At 37.3% G+C, this 15,196-nt stretch carries 15 protein-coding genes; all 15 read right to left on the bottom strand.

Features of this window, described 5'->3' with window-relative positions; all coding sequences use genetic code 11:
- Positions 1-97 precede the first annotated feature (97 nt).
- Positions 98-904: a DUF368 domain-containing protein gene (locus ACSG5Z_RS22060; RefSeq protein WP_000455195.1), complete on the bottom strand. Its 807-nt coding sequence runs from the start codon at positions 902-904 to the stop codon at positions 98-100.
- A 160-nt stretch (positions 905-1,064) separates the two neighbouring features.
- Positions 1,065-2,021, bottom strand: a complete 957-nt coding sequence (gene trxB, locus ACSG5Z_RS22055; protein ID WP_435712119.1) for a thioredoxin-disulfide reductase — start codon at positions 2,019-2,021, stop codon at positions 1,065-1,067.
- An 85-nt stretch (positions 2,022-2,106) separates the two neighbouring features.
- Positions 2,107-3,618, bottom strand: a complete 1,512-nt coding sequence (locus ACSG5Z_RS22050; RefSeq protein ID WP_048542490.1) for a tetratricopeptide repeat protein — start codon at positions 3,616-3,618, stop codon at positions 2,107-2,109.
- Positions 3,619-3,763: 145 nt separating this feature from the next.
- Positions 3,764-4,270: an acyltransferase gene (locus ACSG5Z_RS22045; protein WP_435712117.1), complete on the bottom strand. Its 507-nt coding sequence runs from the start codon at positions 4,268-4,270 to the stop codon at positions 3,764-3,766.
- A gap of 75 nt (positions 4,271-4,345) precedes the next feature.
- The gene (gene ppaX, locus ACSG5Z_RS22040; RefSeq protein ID WP_435712116.1) at positions 4,346-4,996 is read right to left on the bottom strand and encodes a pyrophosphatase PpaX; all 651 of its coding nucleotides are present in this window, start codon (positions 4,994-4,996) and stop codon (positions 4,346-4,348) included.
- A 67-nt stretch (positions 4,997-5,063) separates the two neighbouring features.
- A complete protein-coding gene (lgt, locus tag ACSG5Z_RS22035) occupies positions 5,064-5,876 on the bottom strand; it encodes a prolipoprotein diacylglyceryl transferase (RefSeq protein WP_435712114.1) in 813 nt (270 codons plus the stop codon).
- A 26-nt stretch (positions 5,877-5,902) separates the two neighbouring features.
- Entirely contained in the window at positions 5,903-6,832 is a 930-nt protein-coding gene (gene hprK / locus ACSG5Z_RS22030) for an HPr(Ser) kinase/phosphatase (RefSeq protein WP_226640901.1), read from the bottom strand.
- Between the two features lie 156 nt (positions 6,833-6,988).
- The gene (locus tag ACSG5Z_RS22025; protein WP_001267308.1) at positions 6,989-7,369 is read right to left on the bottom strand and encodes a phage holin family protein; all 381 of its coding nucleotides are present in this window, start codon (positions 7,367-7,369) and stop codon (positions 6,989-6,991) included.
- Positions 7,370-7,483: 114 nt separating this feature from the next.
- Complete coding sequence (locus ACSG5Z_RS22020) at positions 7,484-7,933, bottom strand: DUF4275 family protein (protein ID WP_435712113.1); 450 nt, start codon at positions 7,931-7,933, stop codon at positions 7,484-7,486.
- A 59-nt stretch (positions 7,934-7,992) separates the two neighbouring features.
- The gene (uvrA, locus tag ACSG5Z_RS22015; RefSeq protein ID WP_137035905.1) at positions 7,993-10,863 is read right to left on the bottom strand and encodes an excinuclease ABC subunit UvrA; all 2,871 of its coding nucleotides are present in this window, start codon (positions 10,861-10,863) and stop codon (positions 7,993-7,995) included.
- Between the two features lie 11 nt (positions 10,864-10,874).
- Entirely contained in the window at positions 10,875-12,851 is a 1,977-nt protein-coding gene (gene uvrB, locus ACSG5Z_RS22010) for an excinuclease ABC subunit B (RefSeq protein WP_048542497.1), read from the bottom strand.
- 151 nt (positions 12,852-13,002) lie between these two features.
- Positions 13,003-13,425, bottom strand: a complete 423-nt coding sequence (locus ACSG5Z_RS22005; protein ID WP_080377658.1) for a DUF4362 domain-containing protein — start codon at positions 13,423-13,425, stop codon at positions 13,003-13,005.
- Between the two features lie 52 nt (positions 13,426-13,477).
- Positions 13,478-14,098, bottom strand: a complete 621-nt coding sequence (locus ACSG5Z_RS22000) for a hypothetical protein (RefSeq protein WP_435712112.1) — start codon at positions 14,096-14,098, stop codon at positions 13,478-13,480.
- Positions 14,095-14,856 (bottom strand): MerR family transcriptional regulator, encoded by a 762-nt coding sequence (locus ACSG5Z_RS21995; protein ID WP_435712110.1) that lies wholly within the window; start codon positions 14,854-14,856, stop codon positions 14,095-14,097. The genes ACSG5Z_RS22000 and ACSG5Z_RS21995 overlap by 4 nt, the downstream gene beginning before the upstream one ends.
- Before the next feature lie 100 nt (positions 14,857-14,956).
- Positions 14,957-15,184, bottom strand: coding sequence for a hypothetical protein (locus ACSG5Z_RS21990; protein ID WP_046955580.1), 228 nt, complete (start codon positions 15,182-15,184; stop codon positions 14,957-14,959).
- Between the last annotated feature and the right edge of the window lie 12 nt (positions 15,185-15,196).

The raw sequence follows: 15,196 nt of genomic DNA, 5'->3' as shown, positions 1-15,196 counted from the left end.
AAAGCTTTCTAGAACAAGCAATGTAAATGCCTAGACTTTCAATGAATAGCATGAAAAATCCCCTTAACGATTTTTATCGCCAAGGGGATTAAAGTCCTTATTTCTTACCGAAATAAGTAACAATCGCAAATCCTAAAATAAAGGTAATAATTGAACTTATAATTGAAAATCCTCCAGTTGGAATACCAGGGAACACAATTACAATCGAGCCGATAACAAGTCCAATAATTGCCGCAAATGTCATACTTTTATAACGATCTAACAAGAAACTAATTCCTTTACTACTTACAACAAACCCCGCCATAACACCAGCACCGATAACTACGATTAAAGGTAAGTTCAGTGTAGTTAAAGCATTAATTGCTGTCGGATACACACCAATAATTAATAAAATAAATGATCCGCTAATTCCAGGAAGCAACATAGCCATACTAGCCATCCAGCCCGCGAAAAATAAACCAATTGCATTTAAAATTGTTAACGTCGTAATTGGATCTGCTGCCTTATCTGGTTTAAAGAAAGCTGTGATCGCAACAAGAATTGCTGCAACTATTAATAAAACAATGTGCTTACCTTTAAACGACGACTTTGCATCAGCTTCTCTCATTAACATCGGTAATATACTAATAATTAAACCGAGGAAGAAAAATTGAGTCGGTTCATAATGATTTGCAAGTAAATATTTAATAACGTGACTTAACGTTAAAAACGCTGCTGCCACACCAGCTGCAAGGGGAATTAAAAACCCTAAATGTTTTTTCCATTCGCGACTAAAGAATCCACTAATTGCCGCAAGCAATTGTTCATAAATCCCTAACACAACAGCGATTGTACCGCCGCTCACACCAGGAATTAAATCACTAACGCCCATACAAAATCCACGATATATATTACGCCATTCCATACTGAATAAATTCCTCATTTCTTATAGTGATTTTTCCGTAAAGTCCAGTATATCAATAAGAAAGCTTATAATCCCAATATTTTTTGACAAAACTTTGACATTTTCATAAAAAAAAGAAAGCTCCTATCGGTAGCTTTCTTCTCAAAAGGCATATTATCCCTTATTTTTCTGATACTGTTTTTAGTTCTTCTAATAATTCTTCTACGTAATGTTGTGCAATTTGTGCTGCGATACTACCATCACCTGTTGCAGTTACAATTTGACGTAGCATTTTTTCGCGAACATCTCCAGCTGCGAAAATACCAGGAACTTTCGTTTCCATACGCTCATTTGTTTCAAGGTAACCATTTTCATTTGTAATACCTAGTTCAACAAATGGTTTTGATAGTGGTAACATACCGATGTATATGAACACGCCATCAGTTTTGACTTCTTTCTCTTCTCCACTGTTTACGTCTACAAGTGTTACGCTTCCCACTTTACCATTTGCATCGTTAATTTCTTTTATAGTGTGATTCCAAATGAAATCAACTTTCTCGTTTTGGAAAGCACGATCTTGTAAAATTTTCTGTGCACGAAGAGTGTCACGACGGTGAACGATTGTTACCTTTGATGCGAAGCGTGTTAAGAATACACCCTCTTCAACAGCAGAATCTCCACCACCAATAACTACAAGTTCTTTTCCTTTAAAGAAAGCCCCATCACATACTGCACAATATGATACACCACGGCCGCCAAGTTCTGTTTCGCCTGGCACACCAATTTTTTTATACTCTGCACCGCTTGCAACGATAATTGCACGTGCTTTATATTCTTTTTTACCAGCAATAATTGTTTTGTATTCTTTACCATCGATGACTGCTTTCACATCACCGTATGCATATTCAGCACCAAATTTCTTCGCATGCTCGAACATTTTATTTGATAAGTCTGGTCCTAAAATAGACTCATAACCTGGGTAGTTCTCTACATCCTCTGTGTTTGCCATTTGGCCACCTGGGATACCACGCTCAAGCATTAATGTGCTTAAATTCGCACGAGATGTATATACTGCAGCTGTCATACCAGCTGGTCCTGCACCAATAATAATGACATCATAAATTTTTTCTTCTGACACACTATTCACTCCTATTCATTCCTACACAATTAAGTTACCCTCATTATACTGTTAGCATCATTTTTTTCCCAATGATTTGCTTACCCTATGTGTGCGTACGTTTAACAGCCTGCACATACTTTCGAACAGTCGCTACAGATACATTATATACATCCCCAAGCTCCGACTGTGTCATCTTATTTCCTTGTTCGCTGCGTACAATATATTCAACAGCAGCTGACCAGCCGTATACATTTGTAAAAACTGCCCCAGATGTATATAAACGTATGAACGTACAAAACCAAAATTGTAAACACTCTTCGATTAATTCATCATCTTTTTTCGTATAATTATATAAAGCATCCGCAATTTGCGCGCACTGTTCAAATTGCTGTAAATCAGCTGGAATGCTCTTATGGCTATTAAGTAAAAAGAAATACTTTGCAAGTTGCGATACGATTGGAACACCGTTCTTCGCCTGCGTTACATCAAAGAAGAATCCCACCTTCTCTGGCGTTGACAATTCATTCATTAAATATAAAGCTAGCATTTGTTCCTCTAGCGTCGCACTTTGTTGAAATGATTTTCGTAATTCTTCAAATAATACGTTTTGTCCTTCATCTGCTAAATTCAGCGCATTCCACGGTTCTTTTCCCTTTTTATCAGGGTGCAATTCTACAACATGCTGCCACATTTTTTCAGCTACTTGCTGATCTTTCACCATATAAGCAGAATATGCAAACCAATAATAAAAACTAACGTCTCCCTCATATCCTTGACGCTTTAATACTTTGAACCATTTATATGCAGGCTCAAAATGACCAATTGTTGCAAGTGTCGTTCCAAGTTTCAAACGATGCTCGAACGAAATCGGATATACTGAAACTAACTGCTCCGCTAACGCTTCTACTTGTTTATGCTCTCCAATTGAATATAGGAAAATAAGCGTATTACAAAGCGCATGTATATTACCAGGATTTTTCTCTAAAATCATTTCCGTTAACTTCAGAGCTTTATCTACATTACCAGATTGAAAATGTGCAATGGCTAAATTATTATGACCCGACCAAAATTCCGGATAATCTTTTGTAACAATTTCCAATGTAGCAATTGCTTCTTCCAATTGTCCGTTACGAATATAACGATTCGCTTCTTCTTGCATAACAATTAGATCGTCTTCATCCTCAATCTCTTCCTCACCCATCGCTTCTTCTTCCATAATTTCAAGTAATTCTAATGTATCTTCTACAAATTCCTTCTCTTCTGCAACTTCTAAATAGCGATCCGCATACTTTTTCGCCTGCTGAAATAGCCCCATATATGCATAATTATTTGCAATAAAATAATAGCATTGTTCAAGTTCTGGATTAGATCTAACAAGCTTAAAGAAGATTTGATTCGACTCTTGATATTCACCAGCCTCAGATAATACTGTTGCTAATTGGCATAAAATAAACGGCTCCTTCTCACTTTGTGCCGCTCTTCGAAAATATTTAATTGCATCTTGCAATTTCTGTCCTTTGTAAGCCCTCATCCCTTTTTTATAAAAGAAGTCCGATAATTGATTAAAAGAGATAACTTGTCCGTTCTCCTTATATATTCCTTGATTTTTCCCCATATATCCTCCAGTTTTTTGTTTTCTTCGTTCACACATTCTTCTATCTATAAGTATAAACGATTCCGTAAAAAACAAAACAGTATATTATACTCAATTATTTCCTTTTTATTCATTAAAAAAGAAGAGAAATGTTACATTTTTAGCATCAACCTTCTCTAGCATCCATTTCTTCTTTCGTATAAATAAAACGCATTGGATTTCCACCCACGAAAGCACCACTTGGGACATCTCTATGAACAAGTGTGCCAGCTGAAACAATCGCGCCATCCCCAATTTTCACACCTGGTAATATAGTCGTATTTGCTCCAATCATCACTTCATTTCCTATGACGATCTCTCCAAGTCGATATTCACGAATTAAATATTCATGTGCTAAAAGCGTTGTATTATAGCCGATAATTGAATTCTCTCCCACAGTTATCTTTTCTGGGAACATAATATCCGGCACTACCATAAGCGCGATTGATGTTTTCTTTCCGACTTTCATCCGTAAAAATGTACGGTACAACCAATTCTTGACGGATAAAAATGGTGTATAACGCGCAATTTGGATAATAATAAAGTTTTTCATTACCTTCCAAAAAGAAACTGTTTTATACACATTCCATAATGAATTTTCTCCCGAAACAGGATAGCGCGTTGTCCGTCGCACTTAACTCGCTCCTCTACTAAAAAGTGAAACTGTAAGTTAGTAGGGAAACAGCCCCCTACTAACTTACTTGGACCTTTATGAACGGTTCATATCAGACAAAATCGATAGCAAATCACTCATTTTATCTAACATAAAGTCCGGCTTGTAAGCCTCTAAATACGCTCTACCTTTCAACGTCCATGAGACAGCAGCTGTTTTCGTGCCCGCATTTTGTCCGCCAACAATATCATGGTGATTATCCCCAACCATCAATGCTTCTTCCGGTTTCGCATCTAATAACTCAAGCGCTTTTTGAAGTGGTTCTGGATGTGGTTTCACATGCTCCACATCATCAATTGTCACGACCACATCAAAAAATTCATCAAGCTTTGACAACTTTAATCCCATCTCAACTGTTTGTCTCGCTTTCGTTGTAACAATACCAACTTTATAACCTTGCTTCTTCAACTCTTGAACTGTTTCATATACAGTTTCATATTCTTCCACTAATTCATCGTGATGATCATGGTTAAATTGACGATAACATGTAATCATCTCTTCAACCTTGTTTTCATCAATCTTGCTGAAAGTATCATGTAAAGAAGGGCCAATAAATGACAATACATCTTCACGCTTATATTGACTTGGATAATATGTATGCAACGTATGTAAAAAAGAAGAAATAATAAGTTCGTTTGTATTAATTAAAGTTCCATCTAAATCAAATAACACTGTATTTATTCTCATTGCCTTAGTCCCTTCTCTTTCCTGAATATGAAAGAAGCAGCATCTTATAATAAGATGCTACTTTTCTCTAATTTTCCGAATATCTTTTATCAGCTTGCCCCATTTTTCGTCTCACGATAATGAAAATAATAGAAATAACAACAAGTCCAATTGACATTACTTGTGCGATACGAAGTGGTCCTAACATTAAACTATCTGTACGTAAGCCTTCTACGAAGAAGCGCCCTATTGAATACCAAATTAAATATGTGAAGAATAATTCCCCGCGTCGTAAATTCACTTTTCGTAATGCAAGTAATAAAATGACACCTGCAAAATTCCATAATGATTCATATAAAAACGTTGGGTGATAGTACACACCCTCAATATACATTTGATTAATAATGAAATCCGGTAAATGAAGTCCTTCTAAAAACTGTCTCGTTACTTCATCACCATGCGCCTCTTGGTTCATAAAGTTTCCCCATCGACCAATTGCTTGTCCTAGTAAAATACTTGGCGCAGCAATATCTGCCAACTTCCAGAAGGAAACCCCGCGTCGTTTCGCAAAAAGAATCCCTGTAATAACAGCCCCGATTAAACCACCATGAATCGCCAAACCACCTTGACGAGTATTAATAATTTGACTCGGATTTTGTGCGTAATATTCCCATTCAAAAATAACATAGTACATTCTCGCAAATAGAATAGCGATCGGTACTGCAATTAATACAAGGTCAACAAATGTATCTTTTGGAATACCTAGCCTTTCTCCCTCGCGAGTTGCCAGCCAAAGACCTAATAGCACACCTGTACCGATAATAATCCCGTACCAATACACAGGAAACGGCCCAAGTTGGATAGCTACACGGTCAAGCTGTGGTACAGAAGCTAACAGCATATGTATATGACCTCCCTCTCCAAAGTTTACTCCTGATTTCCTAACTCAATTGCACTCATTAATCGTTCAGAGAACTGCTGTGCTGCATTGACTCCCATACGTTTTAAACGGAAGTTCATCGCTGCTACTTCAATAATAACAGCCAAGTTTCGACCAGGACGAACTGGAAGTGTAATCTTCGTAAGCTCTGTATCAATAATTTTCATCTTCTCTTCATCAAGACCTAAGCGATCGTAATTTTTCTTTTGATCCCAAATTTCAAGATTAATAACAAGTGTAATACGCTTATAATTTCGCACTGCCCCTGCACCGAATAACGTCATAACGTTAATGATACCTAGACCACGAATTTCTAATAAATGCTCAATTAAATCTGGTGAGCTTCCTACTAATGTGTCTTCATCTTCTTGACGAATTTCTACACTATCATCCGCAACAAGACGGTGACCACGCTTTACAAGCTCAAGAGCTGTCTCACTTTTACCGACACCACTTTGACCTGTAATTAAAACACCAACACCGTAAATATCTACTAACACACCATGTACAGCTGTTGTTGGTGCTAACTTACCTTCTAAATAATTTGTTAAACGACTTGATAATCTCGTTGTCGTTTGAGAAGAACGTAATAAAGGCATACCTGATTCACGTGATGCTTGTAATAACTCATCTGGTACATCTTGATTACGAGTTACAATAATACATGGCGTCTCCTCAGTACAAAGCGCTTTCATTCTCTCTTGTTTTTGCTCTGACGTTAACGTGTCAAAGAAAGTAAGCTCCGTTTTACCAAGAAGCTGCACACGATCTGCTGGATAGTATGTAAAAAACCCTGCCATTTCAATTCCAGGTCGTGATAAATCACTTGTATCAATTGGACGATGAATACCTTCTTCACCACTGATTAACTCCAATTGAAATTGTTCAATTAAATCTTTTGTCCTTACTTTCGGCATATGTATAAACCTCCACTCCGCTGCGGGTTCAGTCTCGTTTGATGTAAAATTCCATTCTATCGGATATTGTACCACTTTTTTCTGGAAACAAGAAATACGGTTTCTAATAAATAGAAAAAAACATTTCATACACATCATGAAATGTTTTTCTTTTTGTCATTTTCTCTTTTTTTCATATAAAGGTTCCACAATTGCCTTTTCAATAATCATATTAAAAATTGAAATACAAATTGCCGCAACAATCGCTACACCAAATCCTGATATATTAAAAGCATCTCCTAATAATGAATCTGCTATTTTTAACGTAATCGCATTAATAACAATTAAGAAGAAGCCGAAAGTTACAACAGTAATTGGTAGCGTAATTAAAATTAAAAATGGCTTTACGAACACATTTAAAACAGCTAAGATAATACTCGCAATAATTGCAGTCTGTATATTTGCTACGTAAAACGCGTCTGGCGCAATCCCTTTTAAAAGTCCCGATACAGCGATTAACACAACGCTATTTACAAGAAGTGATACAATCCATCTCATTTTCTTACACATCCTTTTGACATATATATTTCATCATACGCTAATAGATTATAAACGCAAGTATCATGCAAACACTTATATCAACTTATTCTACTCTTCCTGCTTGTATACCTACTAACATTTCCTCGCAAAATAAGGGCCATACCATCTATGTTCATGAGTTTTCACAAAGGTCCAAGTAAAATCTTTGTCTACAATATAGATATCGCCTTTATACGCATCATACGTCTCCCGTAATATATCCTCGATATGTAATAAACTCGCATCTTTTATTAGTAGTACGTCATCACAATGTTGATAGAATATATAGCACTCCTTTTTCGCTTCATTATGAAACGCACGCTCCGCTTCTTCACCCTCTAAACACTTCTTTTTCTCATAACTAAATATGTGCCAAAGAAACCCACATGCATACTTATCACCATACAGAAAGATGTCTTCCTTTTCCTCATCACTTACATGATTTGCAAAGTTATCCTCCCAGCGCTTCCGAAAATAAACACCCCAACTTTGAAACTCTCTTACCTTCATGTTTTTCTTTCTTAAAACATCTGTAAACTCCATCTTTTCCCCCTATGAACGAAAAACCGAGTGTCATTTCCACTCGGTTTTTCGTAATACACTTATTGAGATAACTCTACTTCTTTTATTTTCTCTTTCATTCTTGCTTTATCGCGATTTAAAATCTCTTTTAAATACTTACCTGTATACGAGCGTTCTTCTTTTACTACTTGCTCTGGCGTTCCGGAAGCAACAATTTGCCCACCTTTATCTCCGCCCTCTGGTCCAAGGTCAACGATATAATCAGCTGTTTTAATTACATCTAAATTATGTTCAATAACAAGAACTGTCTCGCCACTTTCAACAAGGCGTTGCAGCACTTCTAGAAGACGCGCGATATCATGTGCATGCAAACCAGTCGTTGGCTCATCTAAAATATATAACGTACGCCCAGTAGAACGACGGTGTAATTCAGAAGCTAGCTTCACGCGCTGCGCTTCACCACCAGATAACGTCGTAGCTGGCTGTCCTAATTTCATATAACCAAGACCTACATCTACAAGCGTTTGAAGTTTACGCTTAATTTTTGGGATATTAGCGAAGAACTCTACTCCATCTTCAATTGTCATCCCTAACACTTCAGAAATGTTCTTATCTTTATACTTCACTTCTAACGTTTCGCGGTTATAACGTTTACCATGACAAACTTCACACGGAACGTATACGTCTGGTAAGAAGTGCATTTCGATTTTAATAATCCCATCACCACGGCACGCTTCACAACGTCCACCTTTTACATTAAAGCTGAAACGTCCTTTTTGATATCCACGCACTTTCGCTTCATTCGTTTGTGCAAACACATCACGAATATCATCGAATACACCTGTATACGTCGCTGGATTAGAACGTGGTGTACGCCCGATTGGCGATTGATCGATATCGATTACTTTATCTAAATGCTCAAGACCTTTAATTTCTTTATGAGTACCTGGCTTCGCTTTCGCTTTATATAACTTTTGTGCTAATGATTTATATAGTACTTCATTAATCATCGTACTTTTACCGGAACCAGATACACCCGTTATCGCTACAAACGTACCAAGCGGGAATGACATCTTTGCATTCTTTAAGTTATTCTCTTTTGCACCGATAATTTCCACTTTACGTCCGTCACCTTTACGTCTTTCAAGTGGAACCGGAATAAACTCTTTACCGCTTAAATACTTCCCTGTTAGCGAATTATCATCTTGCATCACTTCAGCTGGCGTCCCCGCTGATACAACTTGACCACCGTGAATACCTGCACCAGGTCCGATATCAAGTAAATAATCAGCAGCCATCATCGTATCTTCATCATGTTCAACGACAATTAACGTATTCCCTAAATCACGCATCTCTTGCAACGTACGAATAAGACGATCGTTATCGCGCTGATGTAAACCGATAGAAGGCTCATCAAGAATGTAAAGTACGCCAGTCAGACGAGAACCGATTTGCGTCGCTAAACGAATACGCTGCGCCTCACCACCTGATAAAGTTCCTGCGGCACGACTTAACGTTAAATAATCTAAACCGACGTTCACTAAGAACCCAACGCGCTCCTGGATTTCTCTTAAAATTAAATGAGCAATTTTTTGTTGCTTCTCCGTTAGCTCCACATTCGAGAAGAATTCCTGTACTTCTTGAACAGAATACTTCGTTACATCAGCAATCGTTTTATCACCAACGAAAACAGCTAAACTCTCTGGCTTTAAGCGTCCACCTTTACACTTCGGACAAGCTTGCTCTGCCATATATTTCTCCATTTGCTCACGAACATAATCAGAACTCGTTTCACGATAACGACGTTCGATATTTGGAATAACACCTTCAAATAAAATCTCATTTTCCTTTACTTGACCAAATTCATTTACATAGCGGAAATAAACTTTCTCTTCACCGCTTCCGTACAACACTTTATCAAATAAATCTTTCGGTATATCTTTCACAGGCATATCCATATCAACGCCGTAATGATTACATACAGATTGTAAAAGCTGTGGGTAATATTGTGAGCTTGTCGGCTCCCAAGGCGCAATCGCATGTTCATTTAATGATAAATCCCAATTCGGAATGACAAGTTCTAAATCTACCTCTAACTTTGAACCAAGTCCATCACAAGAAGGACACGCCCCGAATGGACTGTTGAATGAGAACATGCGCGGCTCTAATTCTCCGATTGAAAAGCCACAATGCGGACAAGCATGATGTTCACTAAATAGAAGTTCCTCTTCTCCCATTACATCAATTAACACTCGGCCCCCGCCAAGCTTTAATGCACTTTCAAGAGAATCCGCAAGACGGCTTGCAATTCCTTCTTTTACAACAATACGATCAATTACAACTTCAATGGAATGCTTCTTATTTTTATCTAACGCAATATCTTCAGATACATCTAACATTTCACCATCAACACGTACACGAACATACCCTTGCTTCTTAATATCTTCAAGCACTTTCACATGTGCACCTTTACGCCCAGAAACGATAGGAGCTAACACTTGTAATTTCGTACGTTCAGGATATTCAAGTACACGGTCTACCATCTGTTCTACTGTTTGTGACGTAATTTCAATACCATGATTCGGACAAATTGGCGTACCAATTCGCGCAAATAATAAACGTAAATAATCATAAATCTCCGTGACCGTTCCGACTGTTGAACGTGGATTACGACTCGTTGTTTTTTGATCGATTGAAATCGCTGGTGACAATCCTTCAATCGTATCTACATCCGGCTTATCCATTTGTCCTAAAAACTGACGCGCATACGCAGATAACGATTCTACGTATCTGCGCTGCCCTTCTGCATAAATCGTATCAAACGCTAATGATGATTTCCCTGAACCAGACAATCCCGTCACAACAACAAGCTGATTTCTCGGAATGGTTACATCAATATTTTTTAAGTTATGTGCTCTAGCACCTTTTACGACAATAAAATCCTTGCTTATGCTCACTCTGTTCACCCTTCCGCTTTTAATTCTAATAGTAAATCTCTTAATTCAGCTGCACGCTCGAAATCTAACGCTTTTGCTGCTTCTTTCATCTCTGCTTCCATCTTCGCAATTGTCTTTTCACGCTCTTTTTTCGTCATCTTCTTAGCTGGTGCCGCTTCATACATTTCCGGCTCTTCAGCAGCTGTCGTTGCACGGATAACATCACGCACGCCTTTTTGAATCGTTTTCGGCGTAATACCATGCTCTTTATTGTAAGCTTCTTGTATAGTACGACGACGCTGCGTTTCTTCAATTGCAATTCCCATTGATCTTGTTATACGATCTGCATACATAATAACGCGGCCGTTTTCATTACGTGCTGCACGACCGATTGTTTGAATTAATGAACGCTCTGAACGCAAGAACCCTTCCTTATCAGCATCTAAAATAGCTACAAGTGATACTTCTGGAATATCTAATCCTTCTCGTAATAAGTTAATACCGACAAGTACGTCAAACTTACCAAGGCGAAGATCACGGATAATTTCAATACGTTCTAACGTTTTAATTTCAGAGTGAAGATAGTTCACTTTAATTCCTACATCTTTTAAGTAGTCTGTTAAATCCTCTGACATCTTCTTCGTTAAAGTCGTAATTAATACACGTTCATTTTTTGCAATGCGATCTTGAATTTCTCCTAATAAATCATCAATTTGCCCTTCAATTGGTCGTATATCAATTGGTGGATCTAAAAGCCCTGTTGGACGAATAATTTGTTCTATTACTTCCGGTGCCTGCTCTAACTCGTACGGTCCTGGCGTTGCTGAAACGTAAATAACTTGATTCGTTTTCCCTTCAAACTCATCAAACGTAAGCGGTCTATTATCTAAAGCTGATGGCAGACGGAATCCATGATCTACAAGCACTTGTTTACGTGCTTGGTCCCCGTTATACATCGCTCTTACTTGCGGTACTGATACGTGCGACTCATCCATAACGATTAAGAAATCTTTCGGGAAATAGTCTAATAACGTATACGGCGTTGCACCCGCTGGACGAAGTGTTAAATGACGGGAATAGTTTTCAATCCCTGAACAAAAGCCCATCTCGCGCATCATTTCTAAATCATAACGTGTACGTTGCTCTATACGCTGCGCTTCTAACAACTTGCCATTATCATTTAATTCCTTTAAACGCTCTTCTAATTCTTTTTCGATATTTTCAATAGCGACCTTCATTTTTTCCTCACGTGTAACGAAGTGAGATGCTGGGAAGATTGCTACATGATCACGTTCTGCTAATACTTCACCTGTTAACGCATTTACTTCGCGAATACGATCGATTTCATCGCCGAAAAATTCAATTCGAATACAATGCTCATCAAGTGATGCTGGGAAGATTTCAACTACATCTCCGCGCACACGGAATGTACCACGCTTGAAATCAATGTCATTACGTCCATACTGTACATCAACAAGTTCACGAAGCAATTGATTGCGGTCCTTTTCCATACCAACTCTAAGTGAAACAACTAACTCGCGGTATTCTTCTGGAGAACCTAAACCATATATACACGAAACACTCGCAACAATAATTACATCATCCCGTTCAAATAGTGCAGATGTCGCTGAGTGACGCAATTTATCGATTTCATCATTAATCTGCGCATCTTTTTCAATAAACGTATCTGTTTGCGGCACATACGCTTCTGGCTGATAATAATCGTAATAACTAACAAAATATTCAACTGCATTATTCGGAAAAAAATCTTTCAGCTCACTATATAACTGTCCTGCTAACGTTTTATTATGAGCCATGACAAGTGTTGGCTTCTGCACCTCTTTAATGACATTTGAAATCGTAAATGTCTTACCCGTTCCTGTCGCTCCAAGCAACACTTGCTTTTTCTTTCCACTATTAATTCCCTCTACAAGCTTCTCTATAGCTACCGGCTGATCACCTTGCGGGGAATACGCTGAGATAATTTCAAATTGATGTTCCAAACAAAACCGACCTCCTCGTAAAAAATCTGTATTCCCATTTTACCACGAATGCTCATAAAAAAACCAAGAAAACGAACAGATATTCGGTAAAACTTTCGACAATATATACATAGAAAAAGGAAGGAGCCAAAACTTCCTTCCTCTACTAACTCTATTTTTTAGGTACATATAATAAATCATATCCATTGCGCCCATTTTCATTCACACAGTCTATTAACCTATAAGCCGTTTGTAATTCACGCTGCTCTTTAACAATCCTTTTACAGCTATCTTCATCTATATCTGTATGATTACCAGCAAATCGATCTTGCCTATTATCTAATATACGAATTATATCTGCCCCACTATACTCTAACGTTTGAAAAACTGGATCACCTTCATGTGTATAATGTACAATTCTTATTTTATCAACTTCCCCTTGTTCCACATTCAAAACGAACTTTTCAAATTTATCTAGATTAGAAATTTCTGTTCCCTTTACAACAACATCATTCTTCTTATCAATTGTAATGTTAGGTTGTGAGCATGCTACTAAACTAAAGAGAAATAAGCATATAAAACCTGTTTTTCCTATTGTTACCCTCTCCTATACAAACTATTGGTATACTAGAAAAAGCTACTTTTCTCTACGAAAGTAGCTTCTCTTTTCCTTTCTCCTTCTTCGGGAAAAGAACATATGAAAACGAAATAACTGTATCCACTAAAAGTATAATCGCCCAAACTTGACTAACGCGATTAGCTGTTTTATTTAAAATAATCCCCGTTTCTAACCAATTACGCCATTGTTCAAACGGGACAAAACCGTACAGAAAGAAAAAGAAAATATGCACAACAACGAATAAAACAAGATGCAATATCCAACTTTTTATTTCTTGCTTCGCATAGGCCATACCTGTTAATTCTATATGTTCTTCAATAATAGGCGCTGGTTCATTCCGCCATTTCGCAACTAGCTTTTGCGCAAATATATCAAGCTTCTTCAAATCCTTTTTCCCGTAGAAAACTGCATACAATAAAATAATTACAGTAATGATTTGAAAATTAGAGAACTTCCCTGTTTGATAATAGTCCACTATCCCTAAAGTTAAAATAAACACTTCATTTACGAGGAGTACAATCCCCATAATAAAACTTGCCTTTTTCAAACGGAATCCGTAACGAAGTAAAAAGAAACCGATAGCCGATAACCAAAATACAATTTCTGCCCCAATTAAAAAGTACCAACGATATTCTGCAAGTATACTCATTTATCCCTCTCCTTTTCATCATATATACGAAAAGCTTCATCCATATATAATAAAAGTTCTTCTTCAATTGGATACATGCTCATTTTCTGTGAATCTTCCTTCGATTTTCTAACTTCCCATAACTTATCTAAAAACGCTTCATCACCATTGGCCATTTCTAAACACTTCTGCATTAATCTCTTCGTTGCCCCTTGTACCTCATCACTCGCGGCTTCTTTGCCGTTTTTCATAAAAGTACGTAATTGCTTTAATAAATCTACCCATTCTAAAACATTCGGATCTTCTTCACTCATATTTGGCAAGTTATAAAGCAATTTTTGTTCTCCCTTTGAAAATACTTCATTTTGAAATATTTCACGTATACGAGACGACTGTTTTGAAAGCTGAATGAGTTCAAACATAACTTTCCAATCAAGTTCTCCCTCCACATCTACCGAATAAACAACAGCTTGTAAAACACGCTCCATTCGATTAAATTTCTTTTGTTCTTCCTGTACAAATCGAAGTTGTTTTTCAAGAGAATCCTTTAAGTTAAGCTCACCTTTTACTAACATATTCGCAGCCTCTTTTAATGAAAATCCCATTTCCTTTAAAAACAAAATTTGTTGTAGTCGAATGACATCAGTTTCACTATATAACCGATGTCCACCCTCCGTTTTCCCGCTTGGCTTTAATAAATCTATTTGATCATAATAACGTAATGTACGTACTGTTACCCCTGTCTCTTTCGTCAATTGTTGTATTGAAATCACTACCATCACCTCTTCCCCTTCATTATAAAAGATGACGTTACGTAACTTTCAAGACCTTTGTAAAAAAAATACAAAAAGCTATTTATACTCTTTGTATAAACAGCTTTTACGGAAATAATCCCTTTTGTATAGCGCGCCCACAAAATAAAATAAGTGCTCCAACGACAACACTCGTTGCTGTTTTATGATAATGAGCTGAAACTAATAAATAATATGATAAACCTACAGTACCGAGCATAATACAAATGCTTGGCACTGGATAACGAGAGAAGTTCTGCATTCCCCAAAACAAAGCAAAAATAGCCGTAGCGACACATAACACCGGTAATCCCATCCCAGTTCCCCT

Origin of the sequence: Bacillus pretiosus, from assembly GCF_051294775.1 — a bacterium.
In the GTDB taxonomy this organism is placed as follows: Bacteria; Bacillota; Bacilli; order Bacillales; family Bacillaceae_G; genus Bacillus_A; species Bacillus_A wiedmannii.
Note: the sequence above shows the minus strand (reverse complement) of the source record. Positions and strands in the feature narration are given on the sequence as shown.

What these genes read in the sequence shown, in the direction of transcription:
- ACSG5Z_RS22060 (WP_000455195.1), bottom strand. Translation starts at nt 904, where the DNA reads ATGGAATGGCGTAATATATATCGTGGATTTTGTATGGGCGTTAGTGAT.
- ACSG5Z_RS22050 (WP_048542490.1), bottom strand. Translation starts at nt 3,618, where the DNA reads ATGGGGAAAAATCAAGGAATATATAAGGAGAACGGACAAGTTATCTCT.
- ppaX (WP_435712116.1), bottom strand. Translation starts at nt 4,996, where the DNA reads ATGAGAATAAATACAGTGTTATTTGATTTAGATGGAACTTTAATTAAT.
- lgt (WP_435712114.1), bottom strand. Translation starts at nt 5,876, where the DNA reads ATGCTGTTAGCTTCTGTACCACAGCTTGACCGTGTAGCTATCCAACTT.
- hprK (WP_226640901.1), bottom strand. Translation starts at nt 6,832, where the DNA reads ATGCCGAAAGTAAGGACAAAAGATTTAATTGAACAATTTCAATTGGAG.
- ACSG5Z_RS22025 (WP_001267308.1), bottom strand. Translation starts at nt 7,369, where the DNA reads ATGAGATGGATTGTATCACTTCTTGTAAATAGCGTTGTGTTAATCGCT.
- ACSG5Z_RS22020 (WP_435712113.1), bottom strand. Translation starts at nt 7,933, where the DNA reads ATGGAGTTTACAGATGTTTTAAGAAAGAAAAACATGAAGGTAAGAGAG.
- ACSG5Z_RS22000 (WP_435712112.1), bottom strand. Translation starts at nt 14,098, where the DNA reads ATGAGTATACTTGCAGAATATCGTTGGTACTTTTTAATTGGGGCAGAA.
- ACSG5Z_RS21995 (WP_435712110.1), bottom strand. Translation starts at nt 14,856, where the DNA reads ATGGTAGTGATTTCAATACAACAATTGACGAAAGAGACAGGGGTAACA.
- ACSG5Z_RS21990 (WP_046955580.1), bottom strand. Translation starts at nt 15,184, where the DNA reads ATGGGATTACCGGTGTTATGTGTCGCTACGGCTATTTTTGCTTTGTTT.